Origin of the sequence: Pseudomonas sp. NY11955, assembly GCF_048068035.1 — a bacterium.
In the GTDB taxonomy this organism is placed as follows: domain Bacteria; phylum Pseudomonadota; class Gammaproteobacteria; order Pseudomonadales; family Pseudomonadaceae; genus Aquipseudomonas.
Genome location: NZ_JBLUPS010000014.1, coordinates 102,682 through 124,610 on the forward strand (window position 1 = coordinate 102,682; position 21,929 = coordinate 124,610).

The 21,929-nt window shown below is 64.6% G+C and carries 19 protein-coding genes; 3 read left to right on the forward strand and 16 right to left on the reverse strand.

Annotation, left to right across the window (positions count from 1 at the left end; all coding sequences use genetic code 11):
* Positions 1-2: 2 nt before the first annotated feature.
* From ACNFBR_RS23065 to ACNFBR_RS23095, 7 genes are all read right to left on the reverse strand, one after another.
* A complete protein-coding gene (locus ACNFBR_RS23065) occupies positions 3-824 on the reverse strand; it encodes an SDR family NAD(P)-dependent oxidoreductase (RefSeq protein ID WP_416736948.1) in 822 nt (273 codons plus the stop codon).
* Positions 825-894: 70 nt separating this feature from the next.
* Positions 895-1,950, reverse strand: a complete 1,056-nt coding sequence (locus ACNFBR_RS23070; RefSeq protein ID WP_416736949.1) for a 3-keto-5-aminohexanoate cleavage protein — start codon at positions 1,948-1,950, stop codon at positions 895-897.
* Between the two features lie 117 nt (positions 1,951-2,067).
* A complete protein-coding gene (locus ACNFBR_RS23075; RefSeq protein ID WP_416736950.1) occupies positions 2,068-3,099 on the reverse strand; it encodes an AraC family transcriptional regulator ligand-binding domain-containing protein in 1,032 nt (343 codons plus the stop codon).
* Between the two features lie 22 nt (positions 3,100-3,121).
* Positions 3,122-4,894 carry an acyl-CoA dehydrogenase C-terminal domain-containing protein gene (locus ACNFBR_RS23080; protein WP_416736951.1) on the reverse strand — a complete coding sequence of 591 codons (1,773 nt, stop codon included), beginning with the start codon at positions 4,892-4,894 and terminating at the stop codon, positions 3,122-3,124.
* Between the two features lie 9 nt (positions 4,895-4,903).
* Positions 4,904-6,103, reverse strand: coding sequence for a 3-oxoadipyl-CoA thiolase (locus ACNFBR_RS23085; RefSeq protein ID WP_416736952.1), 1,200 nt, complete (start codon positions 6,101-6,103; stop codon positions 4,904-4,906).
* A 15-nt stretch (positions 6,104-6,118) separates the two neighbouring features.
* On the reverse strand, positions 6,119-7,642 hold the full coding sequence (locus ACNFBR_RS23090; RefSeq protein ID WP_416736953.1) for a 3-hydroxyacyl-CoA dehydrogenase: 1,524 nt from the start codon (positions 7,640-7,642) through the stop codon (positions 6,119-6,121).
* A gap of 2 nt (positions 7,643-7,644) precedes the next feature.
* A complete protein-coding gene (locus tag ACNFBR_RS23095) occupies positions 7,645-8,415 on the reverse strand; it encodes an enoyl-CoA hydratase (protein WP_416736954.1) in 771 nt (256 codons plus the stop codon).
* A 244-nt stretch (positions 8,416-8,659) separates the two neighbouring features.
* Here ACNFBR_RS23095 and ACNFBR_RS23100 point away from each other — a divergent pair, with 244 nt between their 5' ends.
* From ACNFBR_RS23100 to ACNFBR_RS23110, 3 genes are read left to right on the forward strand one after another with little or no spacing between them, the layout of a single operon-like run.
* Positions 8,660-9,466: an IclR family transcriptional regulator gene (locus ACNFBR_RS23100; protein ID WP_416736955.1), complete on the forward strand. Its 807-nt coding sequence runs from the start codon at positions 8,660-8,662 to the stop codon at positions 9,464-9,466.
* A 22-nt stretch (positions 9,467-9,488) separates the two neighbouring features.
* Entirely contained in the window at positions 9,489-10,646 is a 1,158-nt protein-coding gene (locus tag ACNFBR_RS23105) for an acyl-CoA dehydrogenase family protein (RefSeq protein WP_416736956.1), read from the forward strand.
* A 1-nt stretch (position 10,647) separates the two neighbouring features.
* Entirely contained in the window at positions 10,648-12,192 is a 1,545-nt protein-coding gene (locus ACNFBR_RS23110) for a class I adenylate-forming enzyme family protein (RefSeq protein ID WP_416736957.1), read from the forward strand.
* 286 nt (positions 12,193-12,478) lie between these two features.
* Here ACNFBR_RS23110 and ACNFBR_RS23115 read toward each other — a convergent pair whose 3' ends face one another.
* The 9 genes from ACNFBR_RS23115 to ACNFBR_RS23155 form a co-directional block, all read right to left on the reverse strand.
* A complete protein-coding gene (locus ACNFBR_RS23115) occupies positions 12,479-13,519 on the reverse strand; it encodes an aldo/keto reductase (RefSeq protein WP_416736958.1) in 1,041 nt (346 codons plus the stop codon).
* Positions 13,520-13,616: 97 nt separating this feature from the next.
* A complete protein-coding gene (pcaC, locus tag ACNFBR_RS23120) occupies positions 13,617-13,988 on the reverse strand; it encodes a 4-carboxymuconolactone decarboxylase (protein ID WP_416736959.1) in 372 nt (123 codons plus the stop codon).
* 61 nt (positions 13,989-14,049) lie between these two features.
* Entirely contained in the window at positions 14,050-15,063 is a 1,014-nt protein-coding gene (proX, locus tag ACNFBR_RS23125; RefSeq protein WP_416736960.1) for a glycine betaine/L-proline ABC transporter substrate-binding protein ProX, read from the reverse strand.
* 75 nt (positions 15,064-15,138) lie between these two features.
* Positions 15,139-16,053: an ABC transporter permease gene (locus tag ACNFBR_RS23130; protein ID WP_416736961.1), complete on the reverse strand. Its 915-nt coding sequence runs from the start codon at positions 16,051-16,053 to the stop codon at positions 15,139-15,141.
* The gene (locus ACNFBR_RS23135; protein ID WP_416736962.1) at positions 16,046-17,224 is read right to left on the reverse strand and encodes a quaternary amine ABC transporter ATP-binding protein; all 1,179 of its coding nucleotides are present in this window, start codon (positions 17,222-17,224) and stop codon (positions 16,046-16,048) included. The genes ACNFBR_RS23130 and ACNFBR_RS23135 overlap by 8 nt, the downstream gene beginning before the upstream one ends.
* A 232-nt stretch (positions 17,225-17,456) precedes the next feature.
* Positions 17,457-18,284 (reverse strand): alpha/beta fold hydrolase, encoded by an 828-nt coding sequence (locus ACNFBR_RS23140; RefSeq protein ID WP_416736963.1) that lies wholly within the window; start codon positions 18,282-18,284, stop codon positions 17,457-17,459.
* Between the two features lie 18 nt (positions 18,285-18,302).
* Complete coding sequence (locus ACNFBR_RS23145; RefSeq protein WP_416736964.1) at positions 18,303-19,367, reverse strand: LLM class flavin-dependent oxidoreductase; 1,065 nt, start codon at positions 19,365-19,367, stop codon at positions 18,303-18,305.
* 39 nt (positions 19,368-19,406) lie between these two features.
* Positions 19,407-20,918 carry an aldehyde dehydrogenase gene (locus ACNFBR_RS23150; protein WP_416736965.1) on the reverse strand — a complete coding sequence of 504 codons (1,512 nt, stop codon included), beginning with the start codon at positions 20,916-20,918 and terminating at the stop codon, positions 19,407-19,409.
* Positions 20,919-20,947: 29 nt separating this feature from the next.
* Positions 20,948-21,919 (reverse strand): flavin reductase family protein, encoded by a 972-nt coding sequence (locus tag ACNFBR_RS23155; RefSeq protein WP_416736966.1) that lies wholly within the window; start codon positions 21,917-21,919, stop codon positions 20,948-20,950.
* Positions 21,920-21,929: the final 10 nt, after the last annotated feature.

Here is a 21,929-nt window from a genome sequence, read left to right on the forward strand (position 1 = left end):
GTTCAGATCACGCCGCCGCCATTGGGGCTCAGCACCTGGCCGACCAGGTAGTGCTCGCCTGCCAGGTACAGCACGGTGCCGGCATACTCCTCGACGGTGCCGAAGCGCCCGAGCGGAACGCCCTGCCACAGGCGGTTGCGCGCCTCCTCGCCGATAGCGTCCAGATAGGCATTGAAGGCCGGGGTGGCGACGCCGCCCGGGGCCATGGCATTGACGAAGATGTTGGCGCCCGCCACCTCGTAGGCCACCGACTTGGTGAAGGCGATCACCGCCCCCTTGGTCGCGCAGTAATGCGGGCTGTGGGCGCTCTTGCTGGACAACCCGGCAATCGAGGCGATGTTGACGATCCGGCCTTCGCGCTGGGGCTCCATCAGCCGCAGGGCGGCGCGGGTGCAATAGAACATGCCGTGCACGTTCACACCCCAGTAGCGGTGCCATTCCTCATCGCTGATCTGGCGGGTGAAGCCCAGCGAGCGGCGCGGCTCGGGGCTGGACATGTAGCGGTACAGCTCATTGCGCCGCTGGGTGTCGACCTCGCGATTGGGGGTGAGCGCCGCGTTGTTCACCAGCACATGCAGGGTGCCGAACTGCGCGACGATCTGTTCGAACATTCCATCGACTTCACGACTGGACGACACATCGCAGCGCACGGCCAGGCACTCGGCACCCGCAGCCCGCACCGCTTGCGCAGCCTCTTCGAGCGAACGCTCGCTGACATCGCAGATCACCACCTTGGCCTGTGCCTGGGCAAACGCCACTGCACACGCCTTGCCCAATCCAGGCCCCACGCCGGTGACCAGGACAACCTTGTTTTCCAGGCTCATGCTTCACACCTTTTGAGCATTTTCGGATTAGGTGACCGACGCAAGCCCCGATCACCCGATAGCCATCGCCTCAGAACTGGCCCGGCACGGTGAACCCGCGCTGGCCCGGCTTACGGTTCGGCGCCATGCCCAGCTGGGCGAGGGTTTCGTCGGCGCTGGAATAGGCCTGGCCGATCTTGTAGATCTCTCGGGCCTCCTTGCCGGTGGCGATGTCCCGGCTCAGCTCGCGGGCCAGGCGCACGGTCTGCTCGATCTGCTGCACTGAGGACATCCGCTCGCCCTTGCGGCCCCACAAGGTATCTTCGATGCCCACCCGCACATGCAGGCCCATGGCAATGGCCATGGCGTTCATCGGCAGCACCGCGCGCATGGCGCTTTCCATCGACAGTACTGCACCCGGCGGCGTGCGCTTGACGAACTCGACCATGTCGGACGGGTCCAGGCCCGCCGCACCGCCGCCGATGGCTACGTAGTTGAGAATCAGTGGGCCGGTGTACAGGCCTTTACGGATCAGGCGCTCGACGGTTTCCAACTGGTGCACGTGGCCGAGCATGAAGTGCGGCTGGATGCCGGCGGCCTGCAGGCGCTTGAGGTGCTCGATGAAGAACGACGGGCGCGCGTCGGAGACCATCTCCTGGTAGGCATTGAAGTAGCCCGGCTGCTCAAGGATGGTGCCGGCGGTGTCATCGGCGGTCAGCAGCTCGCAGATGTTCATCTGGCTGGTGTTGATGGCGATGGTCACCTGGTCAGGCTTGGGCGACAGCTCGGCCAGCATGTGGCGGGTGTCGTAGTCCAACCAGTTGGCGGCCTGGCCTTCGCTTTCCGGGGCGAAGGAAATCGAACCACCCACCTGCAGGACCATGTCCGGCACGGCCTGGCGCAGCAGGCCGAGCATTTCGTTGAACTTGCTCAGGCGCTTGGAGCCCTTGCCGTCCTCTTCGCGAACATGCACGTGCAACACGGTGGCACCGGCGTTGTAGCAGTCGATCGCTTTCTGGATCTGGTCGTCCATGCTCACTGGAATGTCGTCCGAGCAGGCCGGGGTCCATTGCGGGCCATAGGGGGCGACTTGAATCACCAGTTTTTCCTGGTTTTCCGGGAACAAACTGTCATCGAGGAAATGCATCGTTACTTCTCCGTTCTATTTATCGTTATGTGAACGAATGAGCGCACAGCAGCTCGCATAGGGAAGAAGTTACTGGCTTCGCGGTGACGATTTTTATCAGTTCGTCACAGGGTTTTATCATTTCGGCACATTGTCACCGACCTTGCGCCACTCGCGGGGCGAGCAGTCGAACCAGCGCCTGAAGGCACGGCTGAAACTGCCCTGGCTCTCGTAGCCCAGCCGGCTGGCGATTTCTGCCATCGGTAAGTGTGGGTCGATCAGCAGCCGCGCGGCCATGTCCTTGCGGGTCTGTTCGAGCAGCACTTCGAAGCTGGTGTGGTGCTCGCTTAGGTAGCGGTACAAGGTAAAGCGATGCACCGCAAAGAATTCCGCCACCCGCTCCACCGAGCATTCACCCTGCAACAGCAACGCCTCGATGACCTGGCGGACGCGGCTTGGCAGGTCAGGGCCTTCGCGTGCCTGCAACTCGTTGAGGTGGCTGCGTAGGAAGTCGTCCAACTGCTCGTCGTGGCCACCTCGGGGGGTGTCCAGCAGCGACTGGGGAAACAGCACTTCGTGCTGCGACTGGCCGAACCACACCGGGCAGCGGAAGAATTGCTCATACAACATGGCAGAAGCAGGCTTGCGGTAGGCGATGCGCACCAGTGCCGGGCGCCAGGCCTTGCCGACGACCAGTTGCATGATGGTGACAATGGCGGCCAGGTATGCCGTCAGCAGCTGTTCGCCGCCCGGCACATTACCGTAGATCGACAGACGCAGCCCTGCATAGCCGCGTTCTTCAACCAGGTTCAGGTGCAGGCCGCGGTACCACAGCCCGCAATAGTGGATCAGGCTTTCCAGGGCCACGCGCACCGTCGGTGCGTTGAGCACCAGAAAGCGCAGCGGGCCGGCATTCTGCAGGTTGGCACGTTGGCCGAGCAGCAAGCCAAGATGGTCGCACGCGGAAACGGCTGCTGCCGCTTCCAGGATCCGGCCATGGGTCAGCACCGGCAGCGGGTTGAGGTGCTGTTTGAAGGATTCGGGGTATATACCGTATGCGGCCAGCAACGGCCAAGGGTCGACGCCGTGGTCCTGGAGTACCGCTGGCAATGAAACCAGCGCCCCCATGGGGATGGATTTGTCGGCAATCCGTGGGTTCGCTCGTTTCATCGCCGGACCTCCTCGACGGCTGTCAGTACTGGTCGGGCGCCAATGCCCTGAGGGTGTCGGCGCCCAGGCCGATGCGCTGCAGGTGGACAGCCGTGTCGGGCAGTATACGCTCGAAGTAGAACCGCGCGGTGGTGCGCTTGGCCTGGTAGAAGCGGGCTTCGCTCGTGCCCCGCGCCAGCTGCCGGCCAGCTATCAGGGTCATGTTCGCCCATTGCAGGCCAAGGGCAACCAGGGCCGTGAGGTGCAGGAAGTCGACTGCTCCCGCCGCCGTTGCCGAGGCATCCGCAGTAGCGAGGTAATCGACGGCCGCCACCAGGTCGGCCAGGGCCAGGCGCAAGGCCTGTACCTCGGCGACCTCGGCGGCATGAGCGTCACAGAAGTCGCCTACCCGTGCGAGGAAGCGCTTGATCGCCCGCCCGTCATCTAGCTTGAGCTTGCGCGCCGCCAGGTCCATGGCCTGGACGCCGTTGGTGCCCTCATAAAGCGGCGTGATGCGCGCATCGCGCAGGAACTGCTCCATGCCCCATTCGCGAATGTAGCCGTGACCGCCGAAGCACTGTATCGCCAGGCTGGTGCATTCCACCGCCTGGTCAGTGCAATAGGCCTTGATCATCGGCGTGAGCAGCCCAAGCAGATCAGAGGCCGCTTCGCGCACCCCCGCATCCGGGTGCTGGTGAGACAGGTCGACCTGCAACCCGGCCCAGTATGTCAGTGCCCTGCCCCCTTCGACGAAGGCGCGCTGGATGAGCAGCATGCGCTGCACATCCGGGTGCATGATGATCTGGTCGGCGGGCTGCTCCGGTGTCGCTGCGCCACCTGCCGCCCGCCCTTGCAGACGCTCGCGGGCGTAGTGCACAGCGTTCTGGTAGGCCACCGAAGCCAGGCTCAGGCCCTGTACCCCGACTGCTAGCCGCGCACTGTTCATCATCACGAACATGACCCGCAGGCCCTGGTGGGGTTGACCGACCAGGTAACCGGTGGCGCCGTCGTAGTTCATCACGCAGGTGGGGTTGCCATGGATGCCCATCTTTTCTTCGAGCGATCCGCAGCGCACGGCATTACGCGGGCCGAGGGAACCATCGGCGTTGACCAGGAACTTGGGCACGATGAACAGGCTGATGCCCTTCACGCCTGGTGGTGCATCCGGCAGGCGGGCGAGCACCAGGTGGATGATGTTCTCGGCCAGGTCGTGCTCGCCGGCGGAAATGAAAATTTTGGTGCCGTTGATGCTGAAGCTGCCATCGGCCAAGGGCTCCGCGCGGCTGCGCAGCAAGCCCAGGTCGGTGCCGCAGTGCGGCTCGGTCAGGTTCATGGTACCGGTCCAGCGGCCCTCGATCATTGGCGGCAGGTACAGCGCCTTCTGTTGCACCGTGCCTCCACTGGCGATGGCGTTCGCCGCACCGTGGGTGAGCCCTGCGAACATCGAGAAAGCCAGGTTGGCGCTGGTCATGATCTCGCGCACGGCGATACCCAGCACATGGGGCAACCCCTGCCCACCGTATTCAGGGGACGCGGTCAGGCCCGTCCAGCCCGCTTCGGTATACAGCCGATAGGCATCGCGAAAACCTGGCGCGGTAGTCACCGCGCCATCGACCAGTGTGCAGCCATGCTCATCACCGACGGCATTGAGCGGAGCCAAGACGCCACTGGCCAGTTTGCCGGCCTCTTCGAGGATGGCGTTCGTGACGTCGAGCGGCGCATCGGCGAAACCCGGCAGGTCGGCATAGCCTTCGACCTGCAACAGTTCGTCAAGCACGAAACGCATGTCCCGCAGGGGAGCTTCATAAGTCGTCATGGTCAATCCTCAAAGTCGCTCGATGACAACAGCCAGGCCTTGGCCGACGCCGATGCACAGGCTGACCACCGCATAGCGGCCACCGCGCCGTTCCAGTTCGCGCAGTGCCGTCAACGCCAGCCGCGCACCGGACGCGCCCAGCGGGTGGCCGAGGGCGATGGCGCCGCCATTGGGGTTGACCCGCGGGTCATCGGCCGCAAGGTCAAGCAGCTTCAGGCAGCCCAACACCTGGGCGGCGAAGGCTTCGTTGATCTCGATCAGGTCCATGTCCGCCAGGCTCAGGCCGGCACGGGCCAAGGCCTTTGGAATGGCATGGGCCGGGCCAATGCCCATGACCCGTGGCGCCACACCGCTGGCGGCACCTGCCAGGATCCGAGCCCGTGGACGTACCCCGTGGCGCTCGCCCAGGGCAAGGCTGCCGATCAGCAGCGCGGCGGCACCGTCGTTGATGCCCGAAGCATTGCCAGCAGTCACCACGCCATCGCTGAACAGCGGCTTGAGCCGGGCCAGGTCCTGGGCCGTGGCCTGCGGACGCGGGTGCTCGTCCTGCGCCACGCCGAGGGTGCACTTGCGCCCGGCCGGCGCTTGCACTTCGAGCAGCTCGCCTTCGAAGAAGCCGTCGGCCAGGGCGGCGGCGTAGCGCTGCTGCGAGGCCAGCGCGAACGCATCGGCATCCTCACGGCTGATGCCATGGTCGTGCGCCACGTTGTCGGCGGTTTCCGGCATGCTGTGCTCGCCGTAGCGGGCACTGACCTGTGGGTTGGGGAAGCGCGCGCCGATAGTGCTGTCGAACAGCTTCGCCTCGCGGCTAAAAGCGGACTCGCTCTTGCCCAGGACGAAAGGGGCGCGGCTCATGCTTTCCACGCCACCGGCCAGGTACAGTTCGCCTTCGCCACAGGTGACGGCGCGGGCGGCATCAAGTACCGCTGCCAGGCCGCTGGCGCAGAGGCGGTTGACGGTCTGGCCAGGGACGCTTTCCGGCAGGCCGGCCGCCAGCAGGGCATTGCGTGCGACGTTGCGGCTGTCCTCACCTGCCTGGTTGGTGCAGCCGAGGATAACGTCCTCGATCTGCTCGGCGGCGAAGGGCGAACGTGCCACCAGAGCGCTCATCAACTGAGCCGCCAGGTCGTCGGGGCGCACCCCGGCGAGGCTGCCGCCGTGGCGGCCGAACGGCGTGCGCAGGCCATCATAGATATAGGCTTCGAGCATTTGACGTGTTCCTTTTCAGTGATCGTTTTCAGCGGTCAGCAGCGAAAGCCCCAGGTGCGCGCGGCGCATCAGCCAGGGGCTAGGGCGGTAGCGTGGATCGCGGTAATAGGCGTGAAGCTGGTCAAGAATCTGCAGCACCTGCCCTGCGCCCAGGGCATCCCCCCAGGCCAGCGGGCCCATGGGGTAGCCAAGGCCCAGGCAGATGGCGCTATCGATGTCTGCGGCACTGGCCACACCCTGCTGGGCCATGTCGCAGGCGATGTTGACCACCTGCGCCAGCACCCGCTGCGAGACGAATCCGGCGCTGTCGCGGATGATGCTGACCGGCGTGCCGTCTCTGGCCATCAAGGCATGGGCGGCGGCGCGCCAGCTTGCGCCAGTAACTGGGGTGGTCATCAGCACGCGGCGGCGCTCAAGCGGCAGCAGCGTGTCGAGGGCCACACAGCGCTCCGGGTCGAGGCCTTCGGCGACGGCTGCATGGGTGGCATCCTGGCCCAGCGGCAGCAGCAGGCACAGGGCTTCGGTGCTGGGCCCTGCAGCCAGTTCGACGTCGGCACCCAGGCGTTCCAGCAGCGCCAGCACGGCATCTCGCGCCTCGGGGCGTGCCGCACTGACCCATATCGGCGGCAGCGCCACCAGCGGCGCCAGGGCTTCTGCCGGTACCTGCTGAACGCCGTCCTGGTAGCAGTAGAAGCCCTGCCCGACCTTGCGCCCGAGCAACCCTGCGGCCAACCGCTGTCGGGTGATGTGGGTCGGCCGGTAGCGTGGCTCCTGGTAGTACTGCTGGTAGATCGACTCGGTCACCGGGTGCGAGACATCCAGGCCGGTCAGGTCGAAGAGCTCGCACGGCCCCATGCGGAACCCCGCCTGCTCACGCAGGATGCGGTCCAGGGTCAGCGGGTCGGTCACCGATTCGACCAGCACGCGCATGGCTTCGGTACCGTAGCCGCGACCACCATGGTTGACGATGAACCCTGGCGTGTCCTGGGCCAGCACCGCGCGGTGCCCCATGCGTCGACCCAGCGCCAGCAGGGTCTGACCGACCCAGGCCTCGCTTTGCAGGCCGTCGATGACCTCGACGATCTTCATAAGCGGCACCGGGTTGAAGAAGTGCATGCCGCCAACGCGCCCCGGCACCCGGCACTTCGCTGCGATTTCGGTGACCGACAGCGACGAGGTGTTGGTGGCGAGCAGACAGTCGTCGGCGACCACGGCCTCGAGGTCGGCGAATAGCGTGCGCTTGGCCTCCAGTTGCTCGACGATCGCCTCCACCACCAGCTGGGCATCGGCCAGGTCCGTCAGCGCCGTGGCCACTTTGAGGTGCCGGTCGGCCTCCGCAACCTGCTGCGCGCTCAGCCGCCCCTTGGCTGCGAGATTGTTCAACGTCGCAAGGATGGCTTGCCGCGCGGCCTGGGCGGCGCCGTCACGGCTGTCGAACAGCTGTACCGTGACCCCGGCCTGGGCCGCCAGCTGGGCAATTCCCGCGCCCATGACGCCCGCACCGACCACTGCCATGAGGGTGATTTCACGTGGGTTCATGCTCAGTACCCCGAATAGGTTGGCTGGCGTTTTTCCAGGAAGGCGCGCATGCCCTCTTTCTGGTCGGCCGAATCGAACAGCAACTGGAAGGCCTTGCGCTCGAGCATCAATGCGGTGCCCAGCGACGCATCCTGGCCTGCCAGCACCACTTCCTTGATCTGCCGGACCGCCAGCGGCGGCAACCCGGCGATCTGCTCGGCCAGCTCCAGCGCTCGGAACTGCACCTGGTCGTCCTCCACCACCTCACTCGCCAGGCCCATGCGCAAGGCCTGCTCGGCGCTCACCGACATGCCGGTCAAAAGCATGCGCATGGCCTGGAACTTGCCAACTGCACGGGTCAACCGCTGGGTACCTCCGGCCCCCGGCATCACCCCCACGCGCACTTCTGGCTGGGCGAACACGGCATTGCGCCCGGCGATGATCAGGTCGGCGTGCATGGCCAGTTCGCAACCGCCGCCCATGGCATAGCCGTTCACGGCGGCGATGACCGGTTGCGGACAATCGGCGATGGCTGCCCAGAGCAAGTGCGTCTGGCGTAGCAGCATTTCCACGGCGCCGCGTTCGGCCATGTCGCGGATGTCGGCGCCTGCGGCGAACACTTGGGTGCCTCCGCTGAGGACGATGCAGCGGACACTCGGGTCGGCGCCCAGCTTGCGAAAATGCGCTGCCAGCTGTTCACGCACAGCCTGGTTCAGCGCGTTGCGCGCCTCCCGCCGGTTCAGGTAAATCCGCGCCACTCCAGGCAAGGGGCGATCGATCCACGTCTCTTCCATACCTACCTCTTATTATTATGTTCCGCATTGCGGAACTGTGTTTTGCATTAAAATTTAGCCTACGCAAGTGCTCCCTCAATTTGCAATTGGTAAATAACCGATATCGTCAGTGCATGGTTTTATTGCTAGCCACACAAGTTCCGCTATGCGAAACTTCATTTCGATTTATTGACTATCGCTTTCAGCTTGTGCCAGAGTCCGGCCGGCGATCGCGAGCCCACCGCCCGACGCATGAGGAACGACCATGACCAAGCGCAACGTTTTCGATACCGAACTCGACCAGCAAGGCCTCGACCAGGACCGCCAGTTCGTCACCGCACTGGCCCGAGGGCTTGAGCTGTTGCGTTGCTTCCGCCCCGGCGAACGGCTGCTGGGCAACCAGGAACTGGTCTTGCGCAGCGGCCTGCCCAAGGCCACCGTGTCGCGCCTGACCTACACCCTGGTACGCCTGGGTTATCTGCAGTACGTCGAGAGCCTGGGCAAGTACGCCCTGGACACCGGCGTGCTCGCCCTTGGCTATGCGCACCTGAGCGGGCTGGACATCCGCCGTCAGGCCCGCCCGCTGATGGCCGAATTCGCCGAGCAGACCCAGAGCTCGGTGTCCCTCGGTGCCCGTGATCGCCTGAGCATGGTCTACCTGGAAAACTGCCAGGGCAGCGGCCCGCTGACCCTGCGCCTGGACGTCGGCGCTCGGGTGCCGTTGGCTACCACCGCCATGGGCCGCGCGTACCTGGCCGCCCTGCCCCAAGACGAGCGTGAGGTGCTGCTCGACCAGTTGCGTACGCGCAACCCGGAGAACTGGCCGGCCCTCGGCGAACAACTGGAAAGAGCCTTTCGTCAGTACCAGGAGCTGGGCTTCTGCCTGTCCTGCGGCGATTGGCAGAAAGACATCAACGCTGTCGCCGTCCCACTTGTAAAACCCGATGGTTCCGGGGTTGTCGCGTTCAGTTGCGGGGGCCCGGCATTCGCCTTGCGCCAGCACATGCTGGAGGACGATCTGGGGCCACGCCTATCGCACCTGGTGCGCAATGTAGAAGCCAGTCTGGGCTGACAATTCCAATAAGAGGTCTTGCATGATCAACGATCCGGAAACTCTCAATCTTCTGCTCGACAACCTGTCGCGCTTCGTCCGCGAACGGCTGGTGCCCGCCGAGGGCGACGTGGCGGAGCACGACTGCATCCCCCCCGACATCGTCGAGGAAATGCGGGCGCTGGGACTGTTCGGCCTGTGTATCCCACAGGCATACGACGGCCTTGGCCTGAGCATGGAAGAGGAAGCCCTGGTCGCCTTCGAACTGGGCAAGACTTCGCCGGCTTTCCGCTCGCTGATCGGCACCAACAATGGCATCGGCTCCCAGGGTTTGATCCTCGACGGCAATGAAGAGCAGAAGCAGCGCTACCTGCCGGCCATGGCCAGCGGCGAGTTGATCGGCGCTTTCGCCCTCACTGAGCCTGGTTCCGGCTCCGATGCCGCCTCGCTGCGCACCCGTGCGCAGCGCGAGGGTGACAGCTACGTGCTCAACGGCACCAAGCGTTTCATTACCAACGCCCCACAGGCTGGCATCTTCACCGTCATGGCCCGCACCAGTAGCGAAATGAAGGGGGCCAGCGGAATTTCCGCTTTCATCGTCCCCGCCGGCACTCCTGGCCTGTCGCTGGGCAAGATCGACCAGAAAATGGGCCAGAAAGGCGCCCATACCTGCGACGTGATCTTCGAGAATTGCCGAATTCCCGCCGCCAACCTGATTGGCGGCGTCGAGGGGGTTGGCTTCAAGACTGCGATGAAAGTGCTCGACAAGGGCCGCTTGCACATCGCCGCCATCTGCGTCGGTGCGGCCGAACGGATGCTCGCCGACGCCCTGAGCTATGCCATGGAGCGCCAACAGTTTGGCCAACCGTTGGCCGAGTTCCAGCTGATCCAGGCGATGCTCGCCGACAGCCAGGCCGAGATTTATGCCGCGCGCAGCATGGTGATCGACGCCGCTCGCAAGCGCGACCTCAAGCAGGATGTGTCCATGGAGGCCTCCTGCTGCAAGATGTTCGCCTCGGAAATGTGCGGGAGGGTGGCCGATCGCGCGGTACAGATCTTCGGTGGCGCCGGCTACGTCAGCGAATATGGCATCGAGCGCTTTTACCGCGACGTACGCCTGTTCCGCATCTACGAAGGCACAACGCAGATCCAGCAGTTGGTGATCGCCCGCAACCTCATCCGTCGTGCGGGGCTGAACTGATATGTTGACCCGTGAACACGTACTGGCGGGCCTGCCAGACTATCTGGACCAATTGCTCGACCGCCACCCGCCCTTGCACGCCTATGCTCCGGCACTCTATGAGCGTGGCACGACATTGAGCTATGGCGATCTGCGCCAAGCGGTGGCCACCCTGGCTGAAGCCTTCGAGGGCGATGGCGTTCGCGCAGGCGACCGGGTCATGCTGGTGGCCGAAAACTGCGGCCTGCTGGTCGCTTCACTGCTGGCCCTGAGCCGGCTGCGCGCCTGGTCGGTCGTGGTGAATGCGCGCCTTTCGCCAGGCGAGCTGGAAAACATCCGCCTGCATTGCGGTGCTCGTCGCGTGCTGTACACGAGTGCAGTCTCGCGCGATGCGGCCTCACATGCTGCCCAGGCCGGTGCTGAGCTGCGCACGGCCACGGCACTGGGCGACTACCACCTCGGCCCGCTCAACGAGGCCTGCGAACCCGAAGCGGTGCACAACGACCCAGCCTGCCAGGTGGCGGTGATGATCTACACCACCGGCACCACCGGCGCCCCCAAGGGCGTGATGCTGACCCACCGCAACCTCCTGTACATCGCCCACTCCGCCAGCCTGCTGCGCCAGTTGAATGCCGACGACCGGGTCTATGCAGTGCTGCCGATTTCCCACGTCTACGGCCTATCGGCAGTGTGCCTGGCCAGCTTGTTCGCGGGCGCCGCGCTGCAGCTTGAAGCACGCTTCGACCCCCTTCAACTGGCACGGGCCCTGCGCGAGGACGGCATTACCCTCATGCAGGGGGTTCCCGCCATGTACGCCAAACTGCTGGAGTTGGCCGACAGCGGCGTGCTGCAGCTGCAGGCGCCCAACCTGCGTTTTATGTATGCAGGTGGCTCCCCCTTGGACCTGCCGCTCAAGCAGGCGGTCGAGCGGTACTTCGGCCTCCCCCTGCACAACGGCTATGGTCTGACCGAGAGCTCGCCGACGGTCAGCCAGACTCGCATCGACGAGCCTCGCCAGGACAACTCAGTCGGGCGACCCATTCCAGGGCTTGAGGTGCGCTTGCTCGATAGCGAGCGAAAGGCCACGGTGGGGATTGGGGAGGTCGGCGAACTGTGGGTACGCGGCCCCAACGTGATGAAGGGCTACTACCGCGCCGCCGAGCAGACAGCCGAAGTGATCGACACCGACGGCTGGCTGAACACCGGTGACATGGCTCGCCAAGATGCGGATGGCGCGCTGTTTATCGTCGGGCGTAGCAGAGAGTTGATCATCCGCTCAGGCTTCAATGTTTACCCACCCGAAGTCGAAGGCGCATTGATGGGTTTTCCTGGTGTGGTGCTCAGCGCAGTGGTCGGCCGGCCGATCGATGGCAACGAAGAAGTGGTGGCATTCGTCCAGGTTACCTCGCCTGAAACGTTCGACGTCGCCGCACTCAAGGCTTACTTGAGCAAACACCTGTCGCCCTACAAACGACCCAGCCACATCTGGGTGCTAGAGAGCCTGCCCGCTTCGGCGAGTGGCAAGGTGTTCAAGCACCAGCTCAAGACCCTCGCCACGACGCTCTGACGCCCGCCCCGCAACCAGGCCTCCGCTGCCTGGTTGCCGGCGAGTTGTCAGCCGATACATAGTTGACCTCGGTTTCGTAGACATTTCGAACGGCTACAAAGGGTCGAGTGCGGCCATTCGCGTCCGGCAGCTCTCGACCCAAAGCTGCCAGTGAGCCGAACAGCAACCTTTGTGGGAGCGGGCGCGCCCGCGAAGAATCAAACGCGTAGACTGGCACCGGCTGCGCCGGTGTTCGCGGGCACGCCCGCTCCCACAGAGTGCGCATAGCACTACGACATCAGTTTTTTCAGCGTCCGCTTTGGGGCGATAGCGGCCGGCCGTGAGCTGAACTGAAGCGCCCCTCGACCGGATAGCTAGGGTCGGTGTAATGCGGCGTGGAGCAATGCCCAGGCGGCACCAGGTTGTCGACGAAGCGCTCGTCCTGTTCCTCGATACGCACCTGCAATGCCTCCAGGTAACCGTGCCACTGCGCCTCGGTGCGCGGCCCGGCGATAACCGAGCTAACGCAGCGGTTGTTGAGGACCCAGGCCAGGGCAAAGGCAGCACTGTTGGTACCGCGCGAGGCGGCGTGGGCCGCAACAGATTGGGCAATGTGCAAGGATTCGCGTCGCCATTCGGTTTGGCGGATGCGCTGGTCGCCGCGCCCTGCCCGGCTGTCCGCAGGTGGCGGGCCGTCTGGAGCGTACTTGCCGGTCAGAACACCCCGCGCCAGCGGGCTGTAGGGCACAACGCCCAAACCGTAGTGATGGGCAGCAGGCAATTGTTCGACTTCGACGGTGCGGTTGACCAAGTTGTACAGCGGTTGGCTGGCCACCGGCCGGTCCAGGCCCATATCGTCGGCCAGACGCACGACTTCGGCAATGTACCAACCGCGGAAGTTCGACACCGCAAAATAGCGTACCTTTCCCTGGCGAATCAGGTCGCCGACGGCGCGCACGCCCTCCTCCAGGGTCACGCCGGGAACGGCACGGTGGAAGTAGAGGATATCCAGGTAGTCAGTGCCGAGGCGTTTGAGGCTTGCTTCTACGACTTGATTGATCCATTTGCGCGATTGGCCCTGACGGTTCGGGGCCGTATCGACGGGCGAGCCGAACTTGCTCGCCAGCACCCAGTCGTAGCGCCGGGAGGCGATGCCCCGGCCGACGATACACTCGGCGGCACCGCCGGTGTAAACGTCGGCGGTGTCGATGAAGTTGACACCCAGGGCCTGGGCGTGGGCGATGATGCGCTGGGCGGTCGGTTCGTCGGTGGCACCCCCGAACATCATGGTGCCCAGGCACAACGGGGAGACCTTAAGGGCACTGCGGCCCAAGTAGCGGTAGTCCATGAGTATCACCGTGGGAAGGGTTGCAAGTGTGCCTGCAGTGGCTGTGTCACGGGGCAAGCTCGCAATAGCGCTGACGCGAGCGCCCCGTGCCGAGGCATCAATCCTGCTGGAACACCTCACGGGCGCAGCGGAAGCTGTCCACCGCCGCCGGCACCCCGGCGTAGATCGCCGCCTGCAGGAACACCTCGCGGATTTCCTCCTTGCTCACCCCATTGTTCAGTGCGCCACGAATGTGAAGCTTGAGCTCGTGCGGCCGGTTGAGGGCAGTCATGAAGGCCAGGTTGAGCAGGCTGCGGGTGCGCCGGTCGAGGCCCGGCCGGTTCCATACATCGCCCCAGCAGTATTGCGACACCAATTCCTGCATCGGCATGCCGAACTCATCAGCGTTGGCCAGGGCGGCGTCCACGTAGGCGTCGCCGAGCACTTCACGACGGGTCTGCAGCCCGCGTTCAAACAGTTCCTGATTCATGCAAGGTTCTCCGTTTCGATTCTGGATAAGCGCCGGGGCGCCAGCCGCCCCGGCGTGACTGTCACTTGGCCGCGGCCACCCACTGATCGAACTGCGCCTGGTTGGCGCCGATCCACTGGTCGGCGAGCTTGCGGATCATTTCCGGCGAGCCGCCCTCCTTGCCGATCGCCGCCTCCCACTGCGACCACACGGCGGTGGGGAAATGCACCTGCTGCATCAGTTGCCGGATCGCCGGGTTGTCGGCGAGGAACTGCTTGTTCGCTACCGTATGGTAATTCCACGAGCCCATGGCCATGCGGCACGGGTTGGCATCGCCGGCGCAGCCCTCGACGTCCTTGACCAGCGCCGAGCCGTCGTTGGGAATGTCCGGCGGCAGCGCGTCCTTGGGCGTAGGCAGCCACAGCACGTCGCTACCCGGTACCAGCGCATTGGTCACCCATGACGGGCTCCAGGCGTAGAAGAACACGGGTTTGCCGCCCTTGACCTTGGTCACCACGTCGGCCATCAGCGCCTCGTACTTGCCACGCACCTGGCGCACGGTACCGGTCAGTTCGAAAGCCTTCATCTGGTAGTCGATCACCTTGCCACAGCTCCAGGCCGGGTCGCAGCTGGTCAGCTCGGCCTTGCCACTGGAGCCGAACAGCGCGGCGACCTGCGGATCTTTCAACTGGTCCAGGGTAGTGATGTTGTTGGCCAGTGCGGTCTTCTTGTCGATCAAGTAGCCGTTGATGCCACCGCCAATGATCATCCCCTCGCCCACCAGTTCGGCGTCCTTGGCCACCGCACGAAAGCCCGGCTCGCGCTGCGGCAGGGTGATATCGGTGCCGATGTCCATGTCTCGTTGGGCCACGGCGGGAAAGAACAGGGTATTGTCCAGGGTGACCAGCTTGACCTTGTATCCCAGCGCCTTGAAGGCGTCGGAGACGATCTGCGCCACCACATAGTTGCCGCCCAAGCTGCTGTCCTGGGCATAGCGGATGGTCCGACCATCGCCAGGCAGCCCTTCGGCTCGGGCGGTGCCCGTCAGGGCCAGAAGTACGGCGGCGCAGGCGAGCGTCTTGTGAAACATGTTCATCGTTGTCTACCTTCTTCTTATGCTCGTTATCGGGTTGTGGCACACACGCAAACGCATCAAGCAAGGTGTTGCGGCTCAGCGCCCCTGGGACAGCAGGCGTTCACCGCGCAGGCAGCGGCGAAGCACGCTTTTCAAGGTCAGGCTCTTGCCTGGCCGGGGCGCGCCCAGTGCCTGGGAAAAACGGTCAAGCATGATCGCCAGCAACACGATGGCGATGCCGCCGACCGCCGCGCCACCAACGTCGAGCCGGCCGATGCCCTGCAGCACCACCAGGCCCAAGCCCTCGGCGCCGATCATCGAGATCACCACCGACATCACCATCGCGGTCAGCACCGTCTGGTTCAGGCCACCGAGGATGGTCGGCATTGCCAGCGGCAGTTGCACCTCCCACAACAGTTGCCACTTGTTGGCCCCGAACGCCTGGCCGGCCTCGACGATCTCGCTGTCGACCATGCAAATGCCCAACTGGGTGAAGCGGATCAGCGGCGGCATCGCCGCGGTGGCCACGGCCACCTCACCGGGTACGTTGCCGACACCGAACAGCATCACCACCGGTACCAGGTACACGAAGGTCGGCGTGGTCTGCATCACGTCCAGCACCGGGCGCACCACCATCCATGCCCCAGGGCTGCGTGCGCACCAGATGCCGATGGGAATGCCAATTACCGCGCAGAACACGATGGCCGTGGTGATCAGCGACAGTGTGGTCATCGCCTCCGACCACACCCCAAGCACCGCGATAGCCACGTAGGCGGCAACGCTGAAGAGCGCCACGCGAAGGTTGGACAGGCGCCAGAACAGCACGAAGGTCAACAGCACCATCACCGGGAAAGGCATGGCATGGAAGGCGCCGTCGACGAAGTTGAGCAACTGCTCGATCGGCCATTTCAGGCTGGAGAACAGTGGACGGAAGTTCTCCGCCAGCCACTGCACACCGTTTTGTATCCAGTCGGCGATGGGGAACACCGCCAGGTCGTTGGCTTCAAGCATGTCGCACCTCCACGCCCTGAGCGGCGCCAATACGGGCGAGAATATGCCCAGCATCCAGGAACCCGAGCAGCCGCCCGGCCTCGTCCGTGACCCCCACCGGCTGGCCGCCAATGCACTGCGGCGCCACGTCCACCAGGCGTGCCGTGCTCGGCACGCAGGTGAAGCCTGAAGCGGGCTGCGGCGCCTGCTGGCCGCTGCAGGCCAGGGCGACCTGCTGCTGACTGAGGATGCCCAGCAGCCGCTGCTCGCCATCGACCAGGAACCCAGGCCCCTGGCTGCTGGCACCCAGCAGGGTGCGGCCTTCGCCACGCCACACCGGCGTAAGCGCGGTCATTACCGAAGCGGCGTCGAACACCCTGGCGCGGTCGACCTCGCGGGTGAAGCCGGCCACGTACTCGCTGCCCGGCTCCATGACGATCGACTGCGGCGTGCCTTCGCGCACCACCCGCCCTTCGGACATGATGGCGATACGCGAGCCAAGCTTGAGCGCTTCCTGGAAGTCGTGGGTGATGAACAGGATGGTCTTGTTCAGGGTGCGTTGCAGGCGCAGCAATTCATCCTGCATCTCGGTGCGGATCAATGGGTCGAGGGCGCTGAACGCCTCATCCATGATCAGCACGTCGGCGTCGGTGGCCAGGGCGCGGGCCAGGCCCACCCGTTGACGCATACCGCCGCTGAGCTCATGGGGCATGTGGTAGGCCCACTTGCTCAAACCCACCACCGCCAGCACTTCCTCGGCCCGGGCGCGGCGCTGGGCCGGCGCGGTGCCGCGCATCTTCAGGCCGAACTCGACGTTCTCGATCACTCGCCGGTTAGGCAGCAGGCCGAAGTGCTGGAACACCATGGAGATCCGCGAGCGGCGCACCTCGCGTAGGCCCTCTTCGTCCAGCGCGCAGAGGTCTTCGCCATCAAGCAGGATGCGCCCGGCGCTGGGCTCGTTGAGGCGATTGATGCAGCGCGCCAGGGTCGATTTGCCCGAGCCGGACAGCCCCATGATCATGTAGATAGAGCCGGACGGGACGCGCAGCGACACGTCGTCCACGCCCACCACCTGGCTCAGGGATTCCAGCACCTCGGCGCGGCCCTTGCCTTCGCGCAGCATCGCCAGCGCGGGGCCGGGCTTGTCGCTGAACACCTTGTAGAGATTCTCGATGACCAGTCGGTCAGTCATGGCTGCGACTCCTCGTGCAAATTCGGATGGCCCGCGAACCGAGTTCGCGGGGACACGGCAGTCGATGAAGGCCCGGCCTCACGCAAGGCGGCCAGGTGGAGGGATATCGAACCGCTTTTTATTCGGGGGATGCGTTTTTCGATGTTCATTGCCAGCACTCTCGTAGCAAACAGAATCTCACTGACCGGACCGACGCCCCCGCCACAGCGGGTTTGGTGGCGTGCCCGTCCACTCACTGATCGTCCATGAAAAACTCATGCAATAGGCCGGCGACCTGCCGTGGCGCCTCGATCAGGATCGAGTGGCGCAACCCCGGCAGGATTTCCAACCTGGAGCCTTGGATGCATTCGTGCATGAACGTCGCCATGCGCGGGTTGGAGCCCTGGTCGTGTTCGCCGGTGGCGATCAGGGTGGGTACCTGGATTTGGTCGATGAAGCCGCCATAGTCGGTCTCGGCCAGCACCCGATAGGCCGCCGCGTAGCACTGCGGGTCGTTCTCGGCGTCGCGTTGACGCAGGCGGGCAATCAGCTCCGGATTGCGCGCCTGGAAATCCTCCGACAGCCAGCGTGACAGCGAGGCATCATGGTGCGAGCCGCGCTCGCCCTCCTGCAATGCCGCCAAGCGCTCCAGCACCCGCGTGCGTTCCTCGCGGGTGCGCCCGGAGACCGTGGCCAACAGCGCCAGGCGCCGCAGCCGGTGTGGGTGTTGCAGGGCCAGGCGCTGGGCGATCAGGCCGCCCAGGGAGAAACCGGCCAGGTCGAAGGTGTCAAAGCCCACGTGGGCGGCCAGCGCCAGGGTGTCGCCGACGAAGTCGTCGATTTCGTAGCGGCCGAACACCCGCGAGGAACGCCCGTGGCCACGCAGGTCGAAGGTGAGGATGCGAAAGTCCTCGGCCAGGTGGCTGGCCACCGCGTCCCAGGCTTCCAGGTACGAGCCCACGCCGTGGATGCACACCAGCGGGCGCGGGCCGCGCCCCTGCAGGCGGTAGTTCAGTTCGATGCCGCCGGTGGCCAGGGTGCCCTGGATCATGCCCGATGGGTCGGAGGTTTGCGTCAGCATATGCGCTCCCTGTCCGTCTCAACCGGCCTGACGCGCAGCGGCGCGACGGGCGAAGTGCGGCATGACTTCGTCGATGAACAGGCGCAGCGTCTTCTCCTGCAGCTCGAACGGCAGGTTGAAAGCCAGCCCCAGACAGAATTGGTCGACCCCTTGCGCCTCGTACACTTCAAGCTTGCGGATGATCTCGTCGGGGGTACCGAACATCAGGTTCTCGCGGATCGCCTCGGGGTTGTAGCTGTCGCGGTTGGCCACCCGCTCATAGGGTACCGCTTCGGGGAAGCCGTTGTTCACTGTGCCGATGTTCTGCATCAGGTTCTCGAAGGCGCGGCCGTAGTCGATGCTGTGGCGCACGGCCACTTCCCAGTCCTGCTCACGGTCGTAGACACAGGTGCGGCGCTGCATCATGAAGCGCGAGCGCGGCACCTCGGGATGGTCGGCCACCGCCTTGCGGAACTTCTCACCCAGCACGACGACTTCGCTGGCCGGCGCTGACAACGGCGTGGACAGGATGTTGGCGCCGACACTGACGGCCCAGTCAAAGCTTGCCGGATCACGCGTGGCGACCCAGATTGGCGGATGTGGCTGCTGCAGCGGCTTGGGGACCGAGGTCGCGACCGGGAACTTCCAGTAGTGGCCATCGTGGGCATAATCCCCCTGCCAGAGCTTTTTCACCGCCGGCAACAACTCTTTCATGTAAGCCACCCCTTCTTGCTGCGGGATGCCGCCGGCCATGCGGTCGAACTCATACTGGTAGGCACCGCGGGCGATACCGAACTCCAGGCGCCCACCTGTCAAGTGGTCACACAAGGCGGACTCACCCGCCAGGCGAATCGGCGACCAGTACGGTGCCACCAGCGTTGAGGTGCCGAGGCGAATGTTCTGCGTGTGTTGGGCCAGCCAAGTCAGCGTAATGAACGGGTTGGGCGAGATCGTGCACTCGAGTGTATGGTGCTCGGCGGTCCACAGGGTCTCGAAGCCACCCTCATCGGCCATGCGCACCAGCTTGAGGAAGTTGTGGATCTTGTCGCTCATCCGCTCCTCGGGGTTGAAGCGCTCCATGCTCAGGGAAACTGCGAATTTCATTGTTGTTGTCTCCAGTCGTGTGAGGTTGGGCAAGCGCAATCAGCGCAGGCGGATGACGAATGGGTCCTGCAAGGTCTCGGAATAGTCCACCAGCACGTTTTTCAAGCGCGAAAACTCACGCATCACCTCGAAGCCCCCGCGGGTGCCGTAGCCGCTGTTCTTCATGCCGCCGTTGGACGACATATAGGCCGTCGAGCGATAGGTGTTGATCCAGACCGTGCCGGCGTCGACGTCACGGGCAAAGCGCATGGCGCGACTGATGTCTCGGGTCCAGACACCTGCGGCAAGGCCGTACTCGGTGTCGTTGGCCAGTTCAATCAACTGCGCTTCGGTATCGAAGGGAATGACCCCGACTACCGGGCCGAAGATTTCATCGCGCATGAAGCGCATGTCGTTGCGCGCATCGACAATGACCGTCGGTTCGAAGTACCAGCCACCGTCGCCCACTGCTTCAGCTGCGCGCCGGCCGCCTACAGCCACACGGGCGCCCTCTCGGACCGCTGAATCGACGTAGTGCTCGACTTTCTCCAACTGCGCGGCCAGCGCCAGCGGGCCGATATCGGTGTCCTCCATGGTCGGGTGGCCGACCTTGATCCGCCGTGTGCGCTCGACCAGCGCATCGACGAACGCAGGGTAGATCGACGACTCGACGAAGCAACGCGAGCCAGCGACGCAGGTTTGCCCGGCGGCGGCGAACACGCCGGCGACTACGCCGTTGACCGCATGCTCGATATTGGCGTCGGCGAACACCACATGGGGCGACTTGCCGCCCAGTTCCATCTGGCACGACACCAGGTTCTGCGCCGCATTGGCGGCGATTTTGCGGCCCGTGGCACTGCTTCCGGTAAACACCAACTTGGCAACGCCAGGGTGGCGACTGAGCGCCTCGCCGGTCGTCGCGCCATCGCCCGTCACCACGTTGATCACACCCGGCGGAATACCGGCCTGGATGGCAAGCTCCGCCAATGCCAGGGTCGACGCGCTGGTGTGTTCGGACGGTTTGATGACGACCGTGTTGCCGATCGCCAGGCACGGCGCCAGGGTGCCGGTGAGCAGCATCAGCGGCGAGTTCCAAGGCGTGATCATGGCCACCACGCCAATCGGCTCGCGCAGGTTGTAGTTCAGCGCATCGAGTTTGTTGACCGGGATGGTGTCGCCCTGCAGCTTGTCGGCCATGCCGGCGAAGTAGTAGAACGCGTCAGGCAGCCCGCGCATCTGCGCGACCATTTCCTTGAGCAGCTTGCCGTTGTCGCGGCACTCGATGCGCGCCAATTCGTCGGCATGAACCGCTACCAGCTCACCCAGCCGGCGTACAAGCTTGCCGCGCTCAGTCTGCGTCATGCGCCGCCAGGCAGTGCCTTTCAATGCAGCCTGTGCGCTACGTACCGCTGCATCAACGTCCCGCGCATCGGCCTGGGAGAACTCGTACCAGGGCTGCCCGGTGGTTGGGTCGAAACTGGGCAGGAACTCGCCGCTCTGGGCGGCGGTGAACTGGCCGTCGATGAACAGTTGCTGCCGTGAGCCTTGCAGGCTTTGCAGTGTGGTTTGCATGTGTTACCAACTCCTGATTGCTTTCTGACTCAGTAGGCTTTGTCCCAGCTCTGCGCGCTGCCGACCATCGCGACACGCCCGCCTTCCTGGGAGTCCATGTAGATGCCGAAACTGCCGCGCTCGGTCTCACGCGCATAGCGCTGCAACATGGCGCGTATCTCGTGGGAGGTGATGGTTTCGTAGGGCAGTTGATCGAGGGAGAAGAAGTGCAGCGACGGCGGCAGCGCATCCTCCACCCGTGACTCACCCAGTTTGGCGCGATAGATCAGATAACCCGGGTCGTTATCGGCGGTGTCGAATACCGAATAGAGGAAGGTGTCATCGGGCAACAGCGCCAGCTCGCCGCCCACGGACAGCGGCAGACGGCCGTCCTTGAGCCGACGCGAGGCGGTCGGCAGTACCCAGCCGCCCTTGCCATCCTCGGCCAGGAGCAAGCGCCCTTCGGATTCGATCAGGTAGCCGGTGATCATGTCGCTCGCCGAGAGCCAGCCCGGTGGCAGTGGGTCCTTGACCTGGGCATAGCGGCCACGACAGAAACCCAACGGCGCCTCAGGGCTGGTACCGAACGCCTGGACCTGGCCGAGCAGGATGATATGGTCACCTGCGTCGATGCATTGGTGCACCGTGCAGTCGAACCAGGTCAGGCAATCGGTCAGCACCGGTGCCCCGGTGTGTACCGCGACGTGGCTAACCTGGTCGAATTTGTCGAGGGCTTTGGAGGCGAAGACGTTGGAAAGCGTGACCTGCCCTTCGTGCAGCAGGTTGACTGCAAAGCTGTCGGCCTGCAGGAACACCGGATAGCTCGCGGCCCCCTTGCCAATGCACACCAGCAGCAACGCCGGGTCAAGAGAAACGGAGGTGAACGAGTTGGCGGTCATGCCCCTCGGGCTACCCTCCTCGTCACGGGTCGTGACCACGGTTACCCCGGTGACGAACGTACCGAAGGCACGGCGCAGGGCCATTGGGTCTATCGTCTTGTATGCGTGTTCAACGGTCTGCATGTCACTCACC